The 15,557-nt window shown below is 38.4% G+C and carries 12 protein-coding genes, 1 pseudogene and 1 other annotated feature; of the genes and pseudogenes, 7 read left to right on the forward strand and 6 right to left on the reverse strand.

Annotated features, from left to right (window positions below):
• Nucleotides 1-16 precede the first annotated feature (16 nt).
• The 3 genes from argJ to ACIQLB_RS05250 all read left to right on the forward strand — a co-directional run bounded on the left by argJ (nucleotide 17) and on the right by ACIQLB_RS05250 (nucleotide 3,267).
• The gene (argJ, locus tag ACIQLB_RS05240) at nucleotides 17-1,249 is read left to right on the forward strand and encodes a bifunctional glutamate N-acetyltransferase/amino-acid acetyltransferase ArgJ (protein ID WP_400721938.1); all 1,233 of its coding nucleotides are present in this window, start codon (nucleotides 17-19) and stop codon (nucleotides 1,247-1,249) included.
• Nucleotides 1,212-1,982 carry an acetylglutamate kinase gene (gene argB / locus ACIQLB_RS05245; protein WP_400721940.1) on the forward strand — a complete coding sequence of 257 codons (771 nt, stop codon included), beginning with the start codon at nucleotides 1,212-1,214 and terminating at the stop codon, nucleotides 1,980-1,982. Before argJ ends, argB begins: the two co-directional genes overlap by 38 nt.
• Nucleotides 1,983-2,136: 154 nt before the next feature.
• Nucleotides 2,137-3,267 (forward strand): acetylornithine transaminase, encoded by a 1,131-nt coding sequence (locus tag ACIQLB_RS05250; protein WP_400721943.1) that lies wholly within the window; start codon nucleotides 2,137-2,139, stop codon nucleotides 3,265-3,267.
• Between the two features lie 82 nt (nucleotides 3,268-3,349).
• On the opposite strand, the gene ACIQLB_RS05255 is transcribed toward ACIQLB_RS05250, so the two are convergent.
• Both ACIQLB_RS05255 and ACIQLB_RS05260 read right to left on the reverse strand, forming a co-directional pair.
• On the reverse strand, nucleotides 3,350-4,231 hold the full coding sequence (locus ACIQLB_RS05255; RefSeq protein WP_400721946.1) for an NAD-dependent epimerase/dehydratase family protein: 882 nt from the start codon (nucleotides 4,229-4,231) through the stop codon (nucleotides 3,350-3,352).
• A 91-nt stretch (nucleotides 4,232-4,322) separates the two neighbouring features.
• The gene (locus tag ACIQLB_RS05260; RefSeq protein WP_400721949.1) at nucleotides 4,323-7,373 is read right to left on the reverse strand and encodes a transglycosylase domain-containing protein; all 3,051 of its coding nucleotides are present in this window, start codon (nucleotides 7,371-7,373) and stop codon (nucleotides 4,323-4,325) included.
• Nucleotides 7,374-7,475: 102 nt separating this feature from the next.
• Nucleotides 7,476-7,680, forward strand: a binding site (T-box leader).
• A gap of 84 nt (nucleotides 7,681-7,764) precedes the next feature.
• On the opposite strand from ACIQLB_RS05260, the gene tyrS reads away from it, so the two are divergent.
• Nucleotides 7,765-9,033 (forward strand): tyrosine--tRNA ligase, encoded by a 1,269-nt coding sequence (tyrS, locus tag ACIQLB_RS05265; protein WP_400721953.1) that lies wholly within the window; start codon nucleotides 7,765-7,767, stop codon nucleotides 9,031-9,033.
• 459 nt (nucleotides 9,034-9,492) lie between these two features.
• On the opposite strand, the gene ACIQLB_RS05270 is transcribed toward tyrS, so the two are convergent.
• From ACIQLB_RS05270 to ACIQLB_RS05280, 3 genes are all read right to left on the reverse strand, one after another.
• Nucleotides 9,493-10,302 (reverse strand): cobalamin-binding protein, encoded by an 810-nt coding sequence (locus tag ACIQLB_RS05270; RefSeq protein WP_400721960.1) that lies wholly within the window; start codon nucleotides 10,300-10,302, stop codon nucleotides 9,493-9,495.
• 118 nt (nucleotides 10,303-10,420) lie between these two features.
• Nucleotides 10,421-11,626, reverse strand: a complete 1,206-nt coding sequence (locus ACIQLB_RS05275; protein WP_400721963.1) for an iron-containing alcohol dehydrogenase — start codon at nucleotides 11,624-11,626, stop codon at nucleotides 10,421-10,423.
• Between the two features lie 395 nt (nucleotides 11,627-12,021).
• Nucleotides 12,022-12,423: a hypothetical protein gene (locus tag ACIQLB_RS05280; protein ID WP_400721966.1), complete on the reverse strand. Its 402-nt coding sequence runs from the start codon at nucleotides 12,421-12,423 to the stop codon at nucleotides 12,022-12,024.
• 160 nt (nucleotides 12,424-12,583) lie between these two features.
• On the opposite strand from ACIQLB_RS05280, the gene ACIQLB_RS05285 reads away from it, so the two are divergent.
• Both ACIQLB_RS05285 and ACIQLB_RS05290 read left to right on the forward strand, forming a co-directional pair.
• On the forward strand, nucleotides 12,584-13,171 hold the full coding sequence (locus ACIQLB_RS05285) for a TetR/AcrR family transcriptional regulator (RefSeq protein ID WP_400721969.1): 588 nt from the start codon (nucleotides 12,584-12,586) through the stop codon (nucleotides 13,169-13,171).
• Nucleotides 13,172-13,173: 2 nt separating this feature from the next.
• On the forward strand, nucleotides 13,174-14,037 hold the full coding sequence (locus ACIQLB_RS05290; protein WP_400721972.1) for a CPBP family glutamic-type intramembrane protease: 864 nt from the start codon (nucleotides 13,174-13,176) through the stop codon (nucleotides 14,035-14,037).
• A 57-nt stretch (nucleotides 14,038-14,094) separates the two neighbouring features.
• On the opposite strand, the pseudogene ACIQLB_RS05295 reads toward ACIQLB_RS05290, so the two are convergent.
• Nucleotides 14,095-14,287 (reverse strand): annotated as a pseudogene (locus tag ACIQLB_RS05295) (LysR family transcriptional regulator); the annotation flags it as partial.
• Between the two features lie 271 nt (nucleotides 14,288-14,558).
• Between ACIQLB_RS05295 and ACIQLB_RS05300 the strand changes: the two are divergent.
• Nucleotides 14,559-15,377 carry an alpha/beta hydrolase family protein gene (locus tag ACIQLB_RS05300; RefSeq protein WP_400721975.1) on the forward strand — a complete coding sequence of 273 codons (819 nt, stop codon included), beginning with the start codon at nucleotides 14,559-14,561 and terminating at the stop codon, nucleotides 15,375-15,377.
• Nucleotides 15,378-15,557 lie beyond the last annotated feature (180 nt).

A 15,557-nucleotide genomic window follows, 5' to 3' on the forward strand; every position in this document is an offset into this window, starting at 1 on the left:
AAGGAGGAAAGATTTTATGACATTAATAGCATCCGCAAGTATTATGAAAAAATTATCAAGTAAAAATATTGTTTCACCAAAGGGCTTTAAAGCTGCGGGTTTACATTGTGGTTTAAAGCATAAGAAAAAAGATTTAGCTGTATTAGTCAGTGAAGTACCCGCAAGTGTAGCGGGTGTCTTTACGACGAATGCTGTGCAGGCAGCACCATTAAAAGTAACGAAAGAGGTTGTGTACGCAACGAAGAAAATGCAGGCGATGATTGTCAACTCTGGAAATGCTAATGCATGTACAGGGAAGCAAGGGGCGAAGGATGCACAAACAATGCAGGCCCTAATGGCAGAAAAGCTTGGTGTCGAGGCAAATTTAGTAGGTGTTTGCTCAACGGGTGTTATCGGTGAAATTATGAATATGGTGCCAGTGGCAAATGGGATTAATCAGCTAGAGCCAAAGGATAATTTAGAAAGTGCTATTGATTTTGCACAAGCGATTATGACAACAGATACAGGTATGAAAAACACAAGCTACAGCACTATTGTTGATGGCAAAGAGGTTATTATCGCTGGCGTTGCTAAAGGTTCAGGTATGATTGAACCAAATATGGCAACGATGCTAGGTTTTATTACGACGGATGCACATATTGAATCAGATGTCTTACAGGCTACATTATCTGATATAACAAATATGACTTTTAATGCAATTACAGTGGATGGAGATACATCTACAAATGACACAGTAGTTGTCATGGCAAACGGCTTAGCAGGAAATATAGCTTTAACTCCTGACCATCCAGATTGGCAAAACTTCTATTATACATTGAAAACAGTAGCTGAAGACTTAGCGAAAATGATTGCCAAAGATGGTGAGGGTGCAACGAAGCTGATTGAGGTTGAAGTTGAAGGGGCATTTTCGGATGAAGAAGGACGTAAAATCGCTAAAACAGTAGTTGGTTCACCGCTTGTGAAAACGGCAGTATTTGGCTGTGATGCAAACTGGGGACGTATTATTGCCGCTGTAGGCTATAGTGGTGCAACGGTTGATCCAGAAAAAATTACGATCCAAATTGGCGGTGTAACTATGGTTGAAAACGGTGAGCCAATTCCATTTTCGGAGGATGGGTTAATTCAAATTTTAAAAATGCATGAAGTGAAAATCTATGTGTCACTTGGTATTGGGGAAGGCAAGGGGCATGCTTGGGGATGTGATCTAACTTATGACTACGTTCAAATCAATGCCTCATACCGCTCGTAAACGAATGGTCATTAAGCTTGGTGGCAGTACGTTAGAGGGCTTAAATGAGTCGTTTTTTGAGAATTTTAAAAAACTCCAAGAGAGCGGTGTAGAGCTTATTATTACCCATGGTGGTGGCCCAGCTATTAACCATGAACTTGCGGTGCGTGGGATAGAATCACATACTTTAAACGGTATTCGTGTCACGAGCGAAGCTGCAATTGATATAGTACAGTCAACGCTAATAGGAAAGGTCAATCCTGCGCTTGTTCATGAATTAACAACGGCTGGCATTGCTGCAATTGGATTAAATGGCTTTGATGGTCAGTTAATTGTAGCGGATTATCTAGACAAAGATGTATACGGTTTTGTTGGTGAAGTAAAAACCGTCAATACATCTTTGCTAGAAGCATTAATTAGTGTGGGGGTTGTACCGGTTATTGCTTGCGTTGGAGCAAATGAACATGGTCAAGTATTAAATATTAATGGGGATACGGTAGCAAGTGAAATAGCACTAGCTATAGATGCAGATAGCTTATTACTTGTAACGGATGTAAGTGGTATTCGTATTAACGATGAATATCAATCGAAAGTAACACCTTCCTTCATCAATCAATGGATTGATGAGGGTCGTATTTATGGTGGGATGATACCTAAAGTTCAAGGAGCTCTTGAATGTTTAAGTGCAGGTATTCCATCAGTGCAAATTGTTGGGGAATCGCTAGTAGGTACGACGATTTTATCCGGGAGATGAAGATAACCCGAATGAGTAAAGTTTCCCTCATTCTCACTCAGTAACAGTCATTCTTCTTCATAGATAAGAGTGACCGTTCTAATGGCATAGAGGTAGCAATATAGTTGTTTAGAGAAGATGATTGTTATAGTCAAAATTAGTAGGAGTTGATAAAATGAGTGCTTTATTTGGAAACTATGGCAAACGCCGCGCCCAAATTGTCAAAGGGCAAGGAACGGTTGTTGAAGATTCTGCTGGGAAAAAATATTTAGATTTTATAAGTGGAATCGCTGTAGTGAGTCTTGGTCATTCACATCCTGCGATTGTGGAAGCTATTCAAGATCAAAGTAAAAAGCTCTGGCATATTTCTAATTTATTTGATATTCCTGGCCAGGAGAAGGTAGCGCAAAAATTAATAGCAGATACACATTTTTCTTATGCATTTTTCTGTAATAGTGGTGCGGAAGCGAATGAAGCGTCCATTAAGCTTGCACGTAAGCATACAGGGAAAAATCATATTATTACTTTCGAGAAATCCTTTCATGGGCGAACTTTTGGAGCAATGTCCGCAACAGGTCAGGGCAAGGTACGTGATGGCTTCGGACCACTTGTTGAAAAGTTTACAATTCTACCTTTTAATGATGTGGCAGCACTTGAAGCAACGATTGACGATTCTGTCGCAGCAATTATGTTGGAGATGATTCAAGGTGAGGGCGGCGTTAACAGTGTATCACCAGAGTTCGCAGCAGCAATAGCGAAAGTCTGTGACGACAAAGGAATATTACTAATGATCGATGAGGTTCAGACAGGTATTGGACGAACAGGAACAAAATATGCTTTTGAGCAAACGATCTTAAAGCCACATATTGTGACATTGGCCAAAGGGCTAGGTGGGGGCTTCCCTGTCGGTGGGATGCTTGGGACAGCAGAGCTATATGATACATTTAATCCTGGCACACATGGGACAACATTCGGTGGTAATCCACTTGCAATGAGTGTTGCTGAAACCGTGCTTGATCATGTCTTTGAACCTGCATTTTTACAAAATGTACAGGAGCTATCTACTTATTTTGTTAAGCAGTTGAAAGCGAATCTACCGTCTACGTATACGGTACAGGGCCAGGGCTTACTTCTTGGCATTGGCTGTGGCGACACTGAGGTAGCCTCGTATATAGCTGAGGCGGAGGAAAACGGCTTATTATTAGTAAGTGCAGGACCAAACGTTATTCGTCTACTACCACCATTAACCGTGTCAAAAGCTGAAATCGATGAAGCAGTTGCAATATTAAAAACGATACTGTTTTAGTATCAGGCCAATTAACTACGATGAAAATGAATCTGCTACACTTTCTTTGGTGAGAAGTCTAGCAGATTTTTAATGGCCTAACTTATCGCAGCTCTTTTACTAATGTTTTCACTAGCGTAGGGAGCCAATCGTGGAGTTGACTAAATGTAAAGCCTGCAGCTTCTGCCTTTGTAGTTGACATATACCAATCTGCTGGAACCCCAAACGGTGACTGCGACATTTCATCGCCACCTACTAGAGAAATTTTTGCATGCTTTCCGGTTGTTACTTCAATAAGCTCAAGTAAATCTTTTAACGAAATTGCACCTGCAGCTGTTGCATTATAAGGTCCTTCAATTGGTGTAATGCCAGTAAAATACAAAAATGCAGCTGCTTCGTCATCCGTAATAAAGCTCATCTTTGCTTCAATATTTGGTAATGAAATAGGCTGTTCCTGTAAAACTCGTTCAACATGAAAATGTAAACGACGTGTATAGTCGTTCTCACTCATAACAATCGGGAGACGTACAGCGACAACAGGGAACGTAGCCTCTTTGAAAAGTACTGCCTCTGCTTGACGCTTACCCTCACCATATGAAAAATCTTCACGGTTCCCCATCCGAACTTCATAATCATATGGATTGAAATCTTCCTCAGTCTTGACCATGCCGTCTATTTCGTAGGTGGATAGAGTAGATGTAAAAACGAGCTTTTTCGTTTTACCTTCTAAAATTTCACATATTTTAGAAGCTTCATTGGGAGAGTAGCAAATATTATCATAAACAATATCCCATGTTGAACTTGATAATACCTGTGACAACGAATCGGCATCATCCCGATTAACAATTAGCTGCTTCACCTTTGTACCAAAAGGATTTCTGCTTTGTCCACGTGTTAAAACAGTTACGCTATGCCCATTTTGAAGACAGCGTTCAACAAGCTTTTTACCAAAAAAGCGAGTGCCTCCTAAAACTAAAATGTCCATATTATTTCCACCCCTTCAAATTAGTAGTCCCCTTTATAATGGCAAAAAAACAAGCATACTACAATTACTTTGTAGTATGCCTGCCTGTTTATTATTGGGTAGGTGGATCAGTCGGTGGAGTTGTATTTCCGTTGTCTCCTCCGTTAGAGCCATTCCCGGTGTTTCCGGAACCGTTGCCGTTATTTCCGGACCCATTGCCGTTATTAGAGCCGTTGCCGTTATTTCCAGACCCATTGCCGTTATTTCCGGACCCATTGCCGCTATTAGAGCCGTTCCCGTTACCACCACTAGACCCATTGCCATTTTCCGAACCGTTTCCATTATGATTCGAGTCATTGTCGTTAGTAGGTGGGGTAGTTGGTGGAACTTTTTCTTGATTGTCTTTTTCAGGTTGTTTTTCATCCGCACTACCACCAGTAGAAGCGACATTGGATTGCGATGAGGTTAAACCTGTAATATCTACAGCGACAACAACATAGGCTTGCCCACTTGCTACCGTCATACTTTGTGATGATTCAAGCACTGATCCGACAAGAGTTCTACCACCGTTTGTTACTTTATATATTCGATAACCGACTACGTCATTGGAAGAGCCTGTCCAAGATAATGTATTGCCATTAATTGAAGCGGTTACTGCTGCTGGCGAATTGTTATCTGCCGGGAAATCAACACCGGATACCGATGAATTCGATAATGACGAATTTTTTGGTAATAGGCTTGCCGGGTTACCGCCAAGTCTGCCTAACATTCGTTTAATAAATGCTTGATTAATACCTGCACCACCTGTCTTTACAAATTCTGGCGGTGTGTTAGGGAGTGCATTATAGGTTTTACCTTTAATCGTAACAACGCTTGAGGAAGCTAAGCTATCATCAGGTTGTGAAGGTAAAAATACTTTCGCGTTAAACAAGTCAGAGCGCACGAGACCAGCGTTAGCACATGCTGCAGAAGGCGCTAAACCAGAAATACCACAGAATGATGCAGTGACAACGTTTTTCGGTTGTTTAAATCTAGTTTTAGGGGCAATTAATTGTGGATCGACATCATACACAGAATTCATTAATGTTCCCCATAGCTTGTTAATTCGCACACTAGGCTGCTGATACGTATTATTAAATGTATACAGTGATTGATTGTTATCATAACCCATCCATACACCAAGAGAAACATTCGGGTTATAGCCAACTAGCCAAACATCTTTATAATTTTGTGAAGTACCTGTTTTAGCGGCAAAGTCAGCAGAGAATTTAAGCGTATTTCTTGCAACTGTACCTGTTCCTTTTGTTAACACATCTCGTAACATATCTGTAATGATATAAGAGGTTTCAGGACTAAATACTTGTTCAGGCTTAACTTCGTGTTTATATATGATATTTCCATTTTGATCTTCAATTCTATCAATCATATAAGAATCAATGAATTGTCCACCGTTTGCGAAAGTTGCATAGGCATTGGTATTTTCTTCAACAGTAGTTCCTTCCTTCAATGCTCCAATCCCAGTTGCAAGGTTTGTGAAGTCATCAGGCTGTAACTTTGAGAACCCCATTTTTGCTAAAAGATCAGCAGGGCGTCTGTTAAGAATATCATTATATAAACGTAAAGCTGATAAGTTTTGTGAATCAGCTAATGCCTCACGAGCAGGGATAAGTCCTCGTTCATCACTAGTAATATAGTTGTTCGGACTCCATCCGCCCACAGAGAATTTTACGTCAACTAACGGGCTACCTGCACCAATTACACTGTATTCTATTGCAGGTGCATATACGAGTAGTGGTTTCATTGTTGAGCCATTTGAGCGATATGCTTGTGTTGCATAGTTATAATTTTTAAGTTCAAAATCACGACCACCGACAAAGCTTAAAATACGTCCAGTATTATTTTCAATTAAAATACTGCCAACCTGTACAGGCATTTGAACATCAACTTCTGCACCTGTTGCAGGATCCTTGTCTTTAACGGTGTAAGTATGACCGTAAATTTTAAAGTTTTCCGCTGCTTTTTGCATCGAATCGTACATATCCTTATTAATAGTTGAATAGATACGATAACCTTTTGAGCGGACATCACGATCTGCTAGGATCGTATACTTGTCTTTTAATTTTTTTTCATTTTTTAAGCGTTCTGGATCAATACCATCTTCTACTGCTAGTTTTTCAGCAATAATTTCTGTCGCGCGACTTTCAAGCTCATACGTTAGCCATGGGTAGCGATCCTCCGTGCGCATCTCTGGTGAACGGAAATCAGCAGTAATATCATAAGCGAGTGCTTCTTTATATTGAGCTTCGTTAATGTAACCTGCGTCTTTCATACGATAAAGTACAATTTTCATACGATCAATACCCAGTTGAAGTGCTTCTTTACTTTTAAGTACACCTGTATTTGTAAAAGGTGTGTAAGTAAAAGGTGATTGAGGAATACCAGCTATATACGCTGCTTGAGGAAGCGTTAAATCCTTTGCTTTTACATTGAAAATACCTTCAGCAGCTGTTTCAACTCCTGCAATGTTTCGACCGGAAGAGTTACGACCATAAGGAACTATGTTTAAATAGGCCTCTAAAATTTCTTCCTTTGACATAAAGTGCTCTATGCGCATAGCAAGTAAAAGTTCTTTTGCTTTTCGTTCATAAGACACTTCGTTTGTTAATACTTGGTTTTTAATAAGCTGCTGTGTTAATGTAGAACCACCAGTTTGAGTGGAAGAGTTTGTTACGTCTTGAAGTAGCCCGCGGATGACGGCCTTCGGAACTATTCCGTTATGTTCACGGAAATACTCATCCTCTGTCGCTAATACCGCATTTAGAACATCAGGTGCGACATTGTTTAATGTTGTTGCTCGACGGTCCAAATCTGTACGTAATTTTCCGATATAAATATCGTTGGCAAAATAAATCTCACTTGTTGAATCGTAGTTAAAAATTTCATTGCGTAATTCTTGCTTTGAGCGTAGTGGCTCTTCTTTTACAAGTGACGCAAAATAGCCAGCGCCAACTGAACCGGCAAATACAGTACCTACCAATGCAAAGACTAAAAATAGTAAAAATAAGTTCCAGGCAACACTTCCTGAAATACGTAATTTCTTCATCCATTTTTGTTGAACTAATTCATCGATCTTTGCATTGATTTTCTCAATCCAATCTTTCAATGTATCGACCTCCTAAAATCTTGTCTATTATAGCACATATTGATTTAGGTCGAACATAGTTATTGACAATGAAAAAGATTCGTATAGAATAATGCTTATAGTTTTCTAGTGATGAAGAGCTTGCAGTAGTGTCTATTATTCCCTGTTTAGAGAGCCAGCGGTTGGTGAAAGCTGGTCATAATGTAGAGACGAATTACGTGCTTGGAGCTTAGACGTGCGCGCCTGCGATAAAGGCGATTGAATGAAGAGGAAGATGGATGACATCTTCAAGCCGGGTGGTACCGCGTTAGTGATTAACGTCCCTGCATGCAATGTTTTTGCGTGTAGGGACTTTTTTATTTCTAAAATAATTCTCCCTGCACGAAATATTAAACACTTAGGAGGAATAAAAATGACAAACGAATTATTTCAAGACTTAGAATGGCGCGGATTGTTATACCAACAAACTGATGCTGAAGGTATGACCAAATTATTAGATGAACAATCCGTATCTTTATACTGTGGTGTTGATCCAACTGCGGATTCTATGCATATTGGGCATATTGTGCCTCTTTTAACGCTACGTCGATTCCAAAAAGCTGGCCACCGTCCAATTTTGTTAGTTGGTGGTGCAACGGGTATGATTGGAGATCCATCGGGTCGCTCTGAAGAACGCCAATTACAAACAGTTGAGCAAATTGATAAAAATGTTCAAGGTATCCGTAGTCAATTAGAGCGTATTTTTGAGTTTGCAGAAGATGGTAATGGTGCTCAGTTAGTTAATAACCGTGACTGGATTGGCAATATAAATACGATTGAGTTTTTACGTGATTATGGGAAATTAATTAACGTGAACTACATGTTAGCAAAAGATACGATTGCATCACGCCTAGATACAGGGATTTCATTTACTGAGTTTGCGTATACTTTAATTCAAGGTATTGATTACAATCATTTATACAACCATTACAACTGCCGCATTCAAGTAGGTGGCTCAGACCAGTGGGGAAATATTACAACAGGTTTAGAAGTTATTCGTAAAACACATGAGGAAGAGACGAAAGCTTTTGGTATAACAATTCCTTTAGTAACGAAAGCAGACGGTACGAAATTTGGTAAAACAGCAGGTGGCGCTGTATGGTTAGATAGTAAGAAAACATCTCCATACGAGTTCTACCAATTCTGGATTAATGCTGCGGATGCTGATGTTGTAAAATACTTAAAAATCTTCACATTCCTTTCTCGTGAAGAAATCGAAGCTTTAGCAGTATCTGTAGAAGAGGAACCACATTTACGTAAGGCACAAAAAGCACTAGCTGAAGAAATGACTCGCTTAATTCATGGTCAAGAAGCATTAGACCAAGCAATTCGCATTACAGCTGCTTTATTCTCTGGTGACCTAAAAGCACTTTCTGCTGATGAAATGAAAGATGCATTTAAAGATGTTCCTTCTATTGAAATGGCGAAAGAAGATAAAAACATCGTGGATTTACTAGTGGAAGCGGGTATTTCACCTTCAAAACGTCAAGCTCGTGAAGATGTAACGAATGGTGCGATTAGCGTGAATGGTGAAAAGGTCACTGAATTAGAATATGTAATCGACGGCAAAGATCGTTTAGAAGATGCATTCAGCATTGTTCGTCGCGGCAAGAAAAAATACCATATGGTGAAGTTTGTATAATCCAGACTCACACAACAAAAAGAAACATCCCCTCAATATTTGAGGGGATATTTTGTTTTGTTGGAAAACGATTGTGTCAATGAAATTAAGATGCAAATAAAGTATGTCTTCGGCAAAACGAGGGATTGACGGCCGTTTTAAAAAATGTCATCCAACTTTTGAATTTTATCGACTAACTTTCACGTTTTATCACCCAACTTCTGAATTTTATCGACATCCACCTTCCAAAGAGCAAAAAAGGATTCATACACAAAACAGTGTGTGAATCCTTTTACTTTATTATGTCGCCCAGCCTCTACTCCAATCAACCACTTCACATAGCGTGTATCTTCTGGTATGTCATAGTTATAAGACGAAACTCCAGCAATGATTTACCTGTGCGAAGCGAGTAGCATGGAACGGAAATCACTCTCATTTAAAGCGTTACAATATTAACAAAGACTACGTTGACGATTTCTTTTAGCTATCTAAAAAACTAGAAAGCTTTACGTGCTTATATTCTTTGGGATGAAGCATATTCGCTAGCTTTAATGCACCCTCTATAAGACGTGGTGATGGACGACAATAAAGCCATTCCTCCATTACGTAAAGCTGTTTCATTTTAACAGCTTGAAGCTCCTGTGCATGTGCACGTTTTAATAAATTAGCCGGTTGAATACGTTCAAAGGCAACACCGACCCAAGCCATCATAATATAGTTTGGGTCGCGTCTTACTACATCTGCCCAATCGGTTTGCACGCTTGCTAATTCTACATCTTGAAACAGATTTTCCCCACCAGCAATGGCACTAATTTCAGTTAGCCAATTAATTTTACCTGGCGTAAAGATAGGGTTTGGCCACCACTCCCAATAGAGAGTAGGTTTTTTAGGAATCGTTTGAGCAACTGTGCGAAGACAATCGATACATTGTAAATATTCCTCAGAAATTTCCTTTGCACGCCCTTCAACTCCGCAGGCTTTACCTAAAGTATGGAGATCCTGTGCGATTTCTTCTAAAGAATTAGCATTAAAAATAATATGCGGAATATTTCTAGCTTGTAGAGCTTCAATATTTTTTTCCATGCCAGGGACACTTAAGGATGCGAGTACAAGATCAGGCTGTAACGCCTCTAAAGCATCCATATCGATTGATAAATCTGGGCCAAGCTGAGGTAAGTCGTTTACTGCTAATGGCCAATCTGAAAAATCATCGACACCAACAAGCTGATCAGTCAGGCCTAAATATGCAACAAGCTCGGTATTACTAGGACAAATTGAGATTAAACGCATCTTCTTATCTCCAATTCTTTTTAAGAAAAGTATAGCGAGTGTTGAAGTCACTTACAATGACGGAATGTTTTCCTCAATAAAAAAAGGCATGCCAAGAGACATGCCTTCTGATTACTTATTAAGAAAGTGCGATAGCTTCGAGTGATTCTTCTTTTTTCGCTACAGGGCCCATCGCATTTGTAATTATTTGTTTAATGTCTTCTAAAGTTGCTTTACGTGGGTTTGTTGCAGCACATACATCTAACATTGCATTTTTAGCTAAGATTTCAATATCCTCATCCTTCGCACCTAATTCGCGGAAGCCACTTGGAATGTTCAAATCTTTAGAAAGATTTTCAATTGCTACAATTGCTCTCTCAGCAGCATCACGTTTACTTAATCCTTCAACGTTTTCACCTAACAATTCAGCGATTTTTGCAAAACGCTCAGTACGTGCTGTTAAGTTAAAGCGGCAAACATGAGGCAATAAAATAGCATTACATACACCATGTGGTAGATTATAGAAGCCACCTAATTGATGAGCAATTGCATGTACATAGCCAAGTGAAGCGTTATTAAACGCCATACCTGCTAAAAATTGTGCGTAAACCATTTGCTCACGGGCTTCTAAATCTGCACCGTTTGCATAGGCACGTGGTAAATATTCAGGAACTAGCTGAAGTACCTTTTCAGCGCAAGCGTCAGTAATTGGTGTTGCGTTTGTCGATACAAATGATTCGATTGCATGTGTTAATGCATCTAAACCAGTTGCCGCTGTTAGAGCAGGAGGTAAGCCAATCATTAGCTCTGGGTCATTAATTGATAGTAGTGGAGTAACATGTTTATCCACAATGGCCATCTTCACTTTACGAGCTGTATCCGTGATAATCGTGAAGCGAGTCATTTCACTTGCTGTACCAGCAGTTGTGTTAATAGCGATTAATGGCACCAATGGGTTTTGTGATTTGTCAACGCCCTCGTAATCATGAATGCGTCCACCATTCGAAGCAATAAGTCCGATACCTTTCGCTGCATCGTGCGCACTACCTCCTCCAAGAGAAACGATCGAATCACAGTTTTCAGCATGATACACTGTAATCCCATCTTCAATGTTTTGATCTGTTGGATTTGGTTCTGCTTTCGGGAAAATTGCTACATCAATTCCAGCAGCTATAATGATGTTAGCAATTTGTTCAGAGAGACCTAGTTTGTGTAAGCCCTCATCTGTTACGATTAATGTCTTTTTCACTTCTAAATCATTTAAGCGTTTACCAACTTCTTGAATTGCTCCAGGTCCAAATAAGTTTGTTTTCGGCATAACAAATTGCTTTAGAACGTCTGACATATTTCCAACCCCTTTAAAAAAATTGTTATTGCTTGAATGATGGCGAACCACCTTTCGAAATTCATACTATTCTATTCTTTGTAAAAGTTCAACTTGTATTTTTATTAAAATTGTTAATTTTAATCGTGTTATTATTTAACAAAAAAGTTAGCTTTGTTTTTTGTTTGAGGGAAGGTTGATTTGTCTAAGAGTATTGATTTTAAAAAGGTTTGAAAATTGTTTTCCTATAAAAATAAAATATATTTTTTGGAAATGTGTTCTATTTTAAAGAAGTATTGAATAGTAAATAACTGATGTTTCGTTTTTAATATAATAGTAGTGGTTAAGTTGTTTTTTAATTGTGTAATTACTATTTTAAAGTACATGAATCGTTATAATTTACCGAATATTTAAAATTAAATTATCTTTCTTTTTGAAATGTTTAAGGAAATACATAATGCAAGAAGTAAATAAAGAATGACCGTATATCCTAGTAATGCGCACATATAGAAAATTGCTTTTGAATCTAAACTTATAGGAGGATAACCACTGTGAGCATTAAAATGATATACCTTCTGTTCATAACCGAACCAAATAGCTACTAACAAAAAGCCTAATAAAAGGAGAGCTAGGAAAGCCTTTTTATGAAAACTGATATGCTGTAGACTTTCTTTAAAAGTAATTGGACGCTTAATTTCATTGCTTTGATGCCTTTTAAAGGGTACTAAGAAAAAAGTCATGATCCCACTATAAATTACAACCATCACAGTAAGTTCAGAAACCCCCATTATTTCCTCCTTTATTCCTATATTTTCCATTTAGACTTCCATAAAGATAAAAGGTTCCTTTTTAATAGATATTTACAAACGGGAATGAAAACTTATTAAAGTTTTTATTTTTAGGGCACTTTTCAGGGATATTTGCAATTTTATTGAATACTATTTCAATGAAAATATTTTCAATAAAAGGGTGGGGAAAATGTCGATTAGACATGAACAGAAGGAGCAACGAAGAGCTTTGATTTTACAATCTGCATTAGATTTGTTTATTCGGAAGGGGTATGGTGAAACGAAAGTTGCTGATATTGCTAAAGCTGCTGATATGAGCATGGGGTTACTTTTCCATTATTTTGACTCTAAGGAAAAGCTTTATGAAGAGCTAATACGCATAGGGTGTGAAAGACTTAAGATGGATTTTAATTTTATAAATGAATCGCCATTGGCAATTTTTACAGCGGCTGCTGAGGATTTGTTTGACAGGATTCGTACAAACCCGTCTGCTGCAAAGATGTTTGTGCTAATGGAGAATGCACAACATCTTGATTCCTTGTCGGAAGATTTAAAAGAAATGCTTACGGAAGCAGGTAAATTAATAAAAAAGAGTATTCCGTTAATAGAAAAGGGGCAATTGTTAGGTGAAATTAAACAGGGAAATGCTGAAGCACTTGCGGTAGCGTTTTGGTGTTCTATTCAAGGAATCGCCCAATACATTGCGCTGCATCCCGAAACTCCTTGTCCTGATACAATGTGGGTTATTTCAATCCTTGGAAACGGGGAGGCGGATTGAAAATGAAAACTAAACGGAACTTAATAATCTTTATATTTGTTGTTTTGCTGTGTGGATGGTTTGGTGTTTTTGTAGATCGCTTCACCCCTGAACAGCCTAAAGGTGACACGCTTGGGATGGGCATTTGGCTGGTATTCCCGCTGCTGACAACTATATTGTTACGTGTCTTTGCAGGAGATGGGTGGCGAGATATAGGCTTATTACCTAATTTGAAAGGTAACATAAAATGGTATATTGTCTCGCTCCTAGTGTATCCTTTCATCACTTCTATAGTTTTGCTATTAAGCTATATATTTGGATGGATGGATTTTTCGAATTTTAATTTAGATGTACTAGTTTCGGTTTTCGTTGGCGGTTTATTAATCCAATTTGTTAAAAACTTTTTTGAGGAATCCGTCTGGAGAGGTTATTTGACAAGTAAACTTTCATCGTTAAAAATAAATGATTTTTGGTTGTATTGTATTGTTGGCGGTGTATGGGGAGCTTGGCATATTCCGTATTTTTTAGTGTTCTTATCAGAAAGTGATATCTTCAGTGTACTTCCTGTAAATAGGTGGCTATTTGCGTTGATAGGTATTGTGACGATGATTTGCTGGACAGTAATGTATACAGAAATTTATTTAATGACAAAAAGTATTTGGCCGCTTGTCCTTATGCATATGACAGAAGATGCGCTTGTGAATCCACTTATTCTCGATGGCTATATCAAAATTGCTCAGGGAAAAGAATTTCTTGTTTCTCCAACGGCAGGCATTATTACTACAATTCTTTACCTATTGGTAGGGCTTTTATTGCGAACTAAACGAAAAAAGCTAGAGAGGGAAATTGTATCAAAATCAACTACAACAGTTATCGTTAAAATTTGAAAGTTTTAGCGATGAATCAATTTCGACTTTGCGTAATTGTAGCTGTCGCTTATCCTAAATAGCTCTAATATGGAATATCATACGTTCTCCAATGCCCGTTAGAATCAAGCCTTTTTTGATCTCTAAAAAATAAAGTAACTCTTAAATGTGTCTCTATATTCAATATGGCATGACTGACAGCCAGCTGGGTCATATTTAAAGTTTGTGCAGCTTTTGTGAAGCTGCCTGTGTCTATCGTTGTTACTAGCACCTATAGTTGCGTAATTGTCACCATAAGTAAATGTTGCTTATACCACCTATCAAAAACATTCATTTTATTTATGTTGTTAAGTATGATCATAGTTTATGTAATCATAACGGGGTATTATTTTAAAGTACCTTGTTATAACGAAAAAATGCATTTCTTCTCCCATTTCTAGTCAACTTGCCTATGGCTATTTGCTTTATATTGTTTTTTTAGGTTACCCTAAACACGTTTAGATCTGGAATGAAAAAGTCAAGAAAAACATGGAGGTGCTCATATGAGTATACGAAATAAACGATTCACTTACGGAAAAAATCAGTTGCAATTTGGGGATCTCCGTCTCCCTGAAGGAGAGGGTCCTTATCCAGTTGCGATCGTCATTCATGGTGGATTTTGGAAAAATGTTTGGAACCTTGATATTATAGAACCTGTAGCAAAAGATTTGGCGTCAAAGGGAATAGCTACCTGGAACATTGAATATCGTCGTGTTGGAGATGAGGGTGGAGGATGGCCGGGCACATTTATTGATGTTGCAAATGCAGCCGATTATTTACAACAAATAGCAGAAGAAAATCATCTTGATTTAAGCAGGGTTATTACTATTGGGCATTCTGCAGGAGGGCATCTAGCTTTATGGTTAGCGGGTCGTGAAAAACTACCAGAAAATAGTGTTTTAAGAACTACTGTTCAACCACTTTCTCTTAAAGGATCGATAAGCTTAGCAGGGGTTAACGATCTTGCACTCATGGATGATGTTCATCATTTACGTCTATCAGAAGTCGGTATAGCAAATAACTATCCTGTGTCTGATTTGGTAGGTGGGTCACTTAAAGAGGTTCCGGAGCGTTATGAGCAAGCTTCTCCAATTCAGTTATTACCCCTTCAGGTTCCACAAGTTCTTATTCACGGTTCGCTCGACATTGATGTGCCAATCGGAATTAGTTATAACTACAAACGTGTAGCGGATGCTTCTGGGGATCAGGTAAAAATGGTGGAAATCCCATCCGCTGAGCACTTTAAAGTGGTTGACCCCGATGCCGAAGAATGGTCATATATTCTTACAGAGGTTACCAATTTATTAGATATCGTACTTTAGTAAAATATCATGGGGTTTGCTATAGGCAATTATTATTTCTTTTTTATTAATCGTGTATTTTATTTAATCAGAGCAGCTACTAAAATTATGGCTGCTTTTTATTATGGCCAATATAAACACTTTCAATTATATGATTAGCCTAGAGTGTTTGTATTTTGTGAGGATGTTAAATTTTATTTC

Source organism: Lysinibacillus sp. NPDC092081, from assembly GCF_044755845.1.
Taxonomy (GTDB): Bacteria; Bacillota; Bacilli; order Bacillales_A; family Planococcaceae; genus Lysinibacillus.

Coding starts and splice junctions, on each gene's coding strand:
- ACIQLB_RS05255 (WP_400721946.1), bottom strand. CDS start 4,231: ATGGACATTTTAGTTTTAGGAGGCACTCGCTTTTTTGGTAAAAAGCTT.
- argB (WP_400721940.1), top strand. CDS start 1,212: ATGACTACGTTCAAATCAATGCCTCATACCGCTCGTAAACGAATGGTC.
- ACIQLB_RS05285 (WP_400721969.1), top strand. CDS start 12,584: ATGTCGATTAGACATGAACAGAAGGAGCAACGAAGAGCTTTGATTTTA.
- ACIQLB_RS05275 (WP_400721963.1), bottom strand. CDS start 11,626: ATGTCAGACGTTCTAAAGCAATTTGTTATGCCGAAAACAAACTTATTT.
- argJ (WP_400721938.1), top strand. CDS start 17: ATGACATTAATAGCATCCGCAAGTATTATGAAAAAATTATCAAGTAAA.
- tyrS (WP_400721953.1), top strand. CDS start 7,765: ATGACAAACGAATTATTTCAAGACTTAGAATGGCGCGGATTGTTATAC.
- ACIQLB_RS05300 (WP_400721975.1), top strand. CDS start 14,559: ATGAGTATACGAAATAAACGATTCACTTACGGAAAAAATCAGTTGCAA.
- ACIQLB_RS05290 (WP_400721972.1), top strand. CDS start 13,174: ATGAAAACTAAACGGAACTTAATAATCTTTATATTTGTTGTTTTGCTG.
- ACIQLB_RS05280 (WP_400721966.1), bottom strand. CDS start 12,423: ATGGAAAATATAGGAATAAAGGAGGAAATAATGGGGGTTTCTGAACTT.
- ACIQLB_RS05250 (WP_400721943.1), top strand. CDS start 2,137: ATGAGTGCTTTATTTGGAAACTATGGCAAACGCCGCGCCCAAATTGTC.
- ACIQLB_RS05270 (WP_400721960.1), bottom strand. CDS start 10,302: ATGCGTTTAATCTCAATTTGTCCTAGTAATACCGAGCTTGTTGCATAT.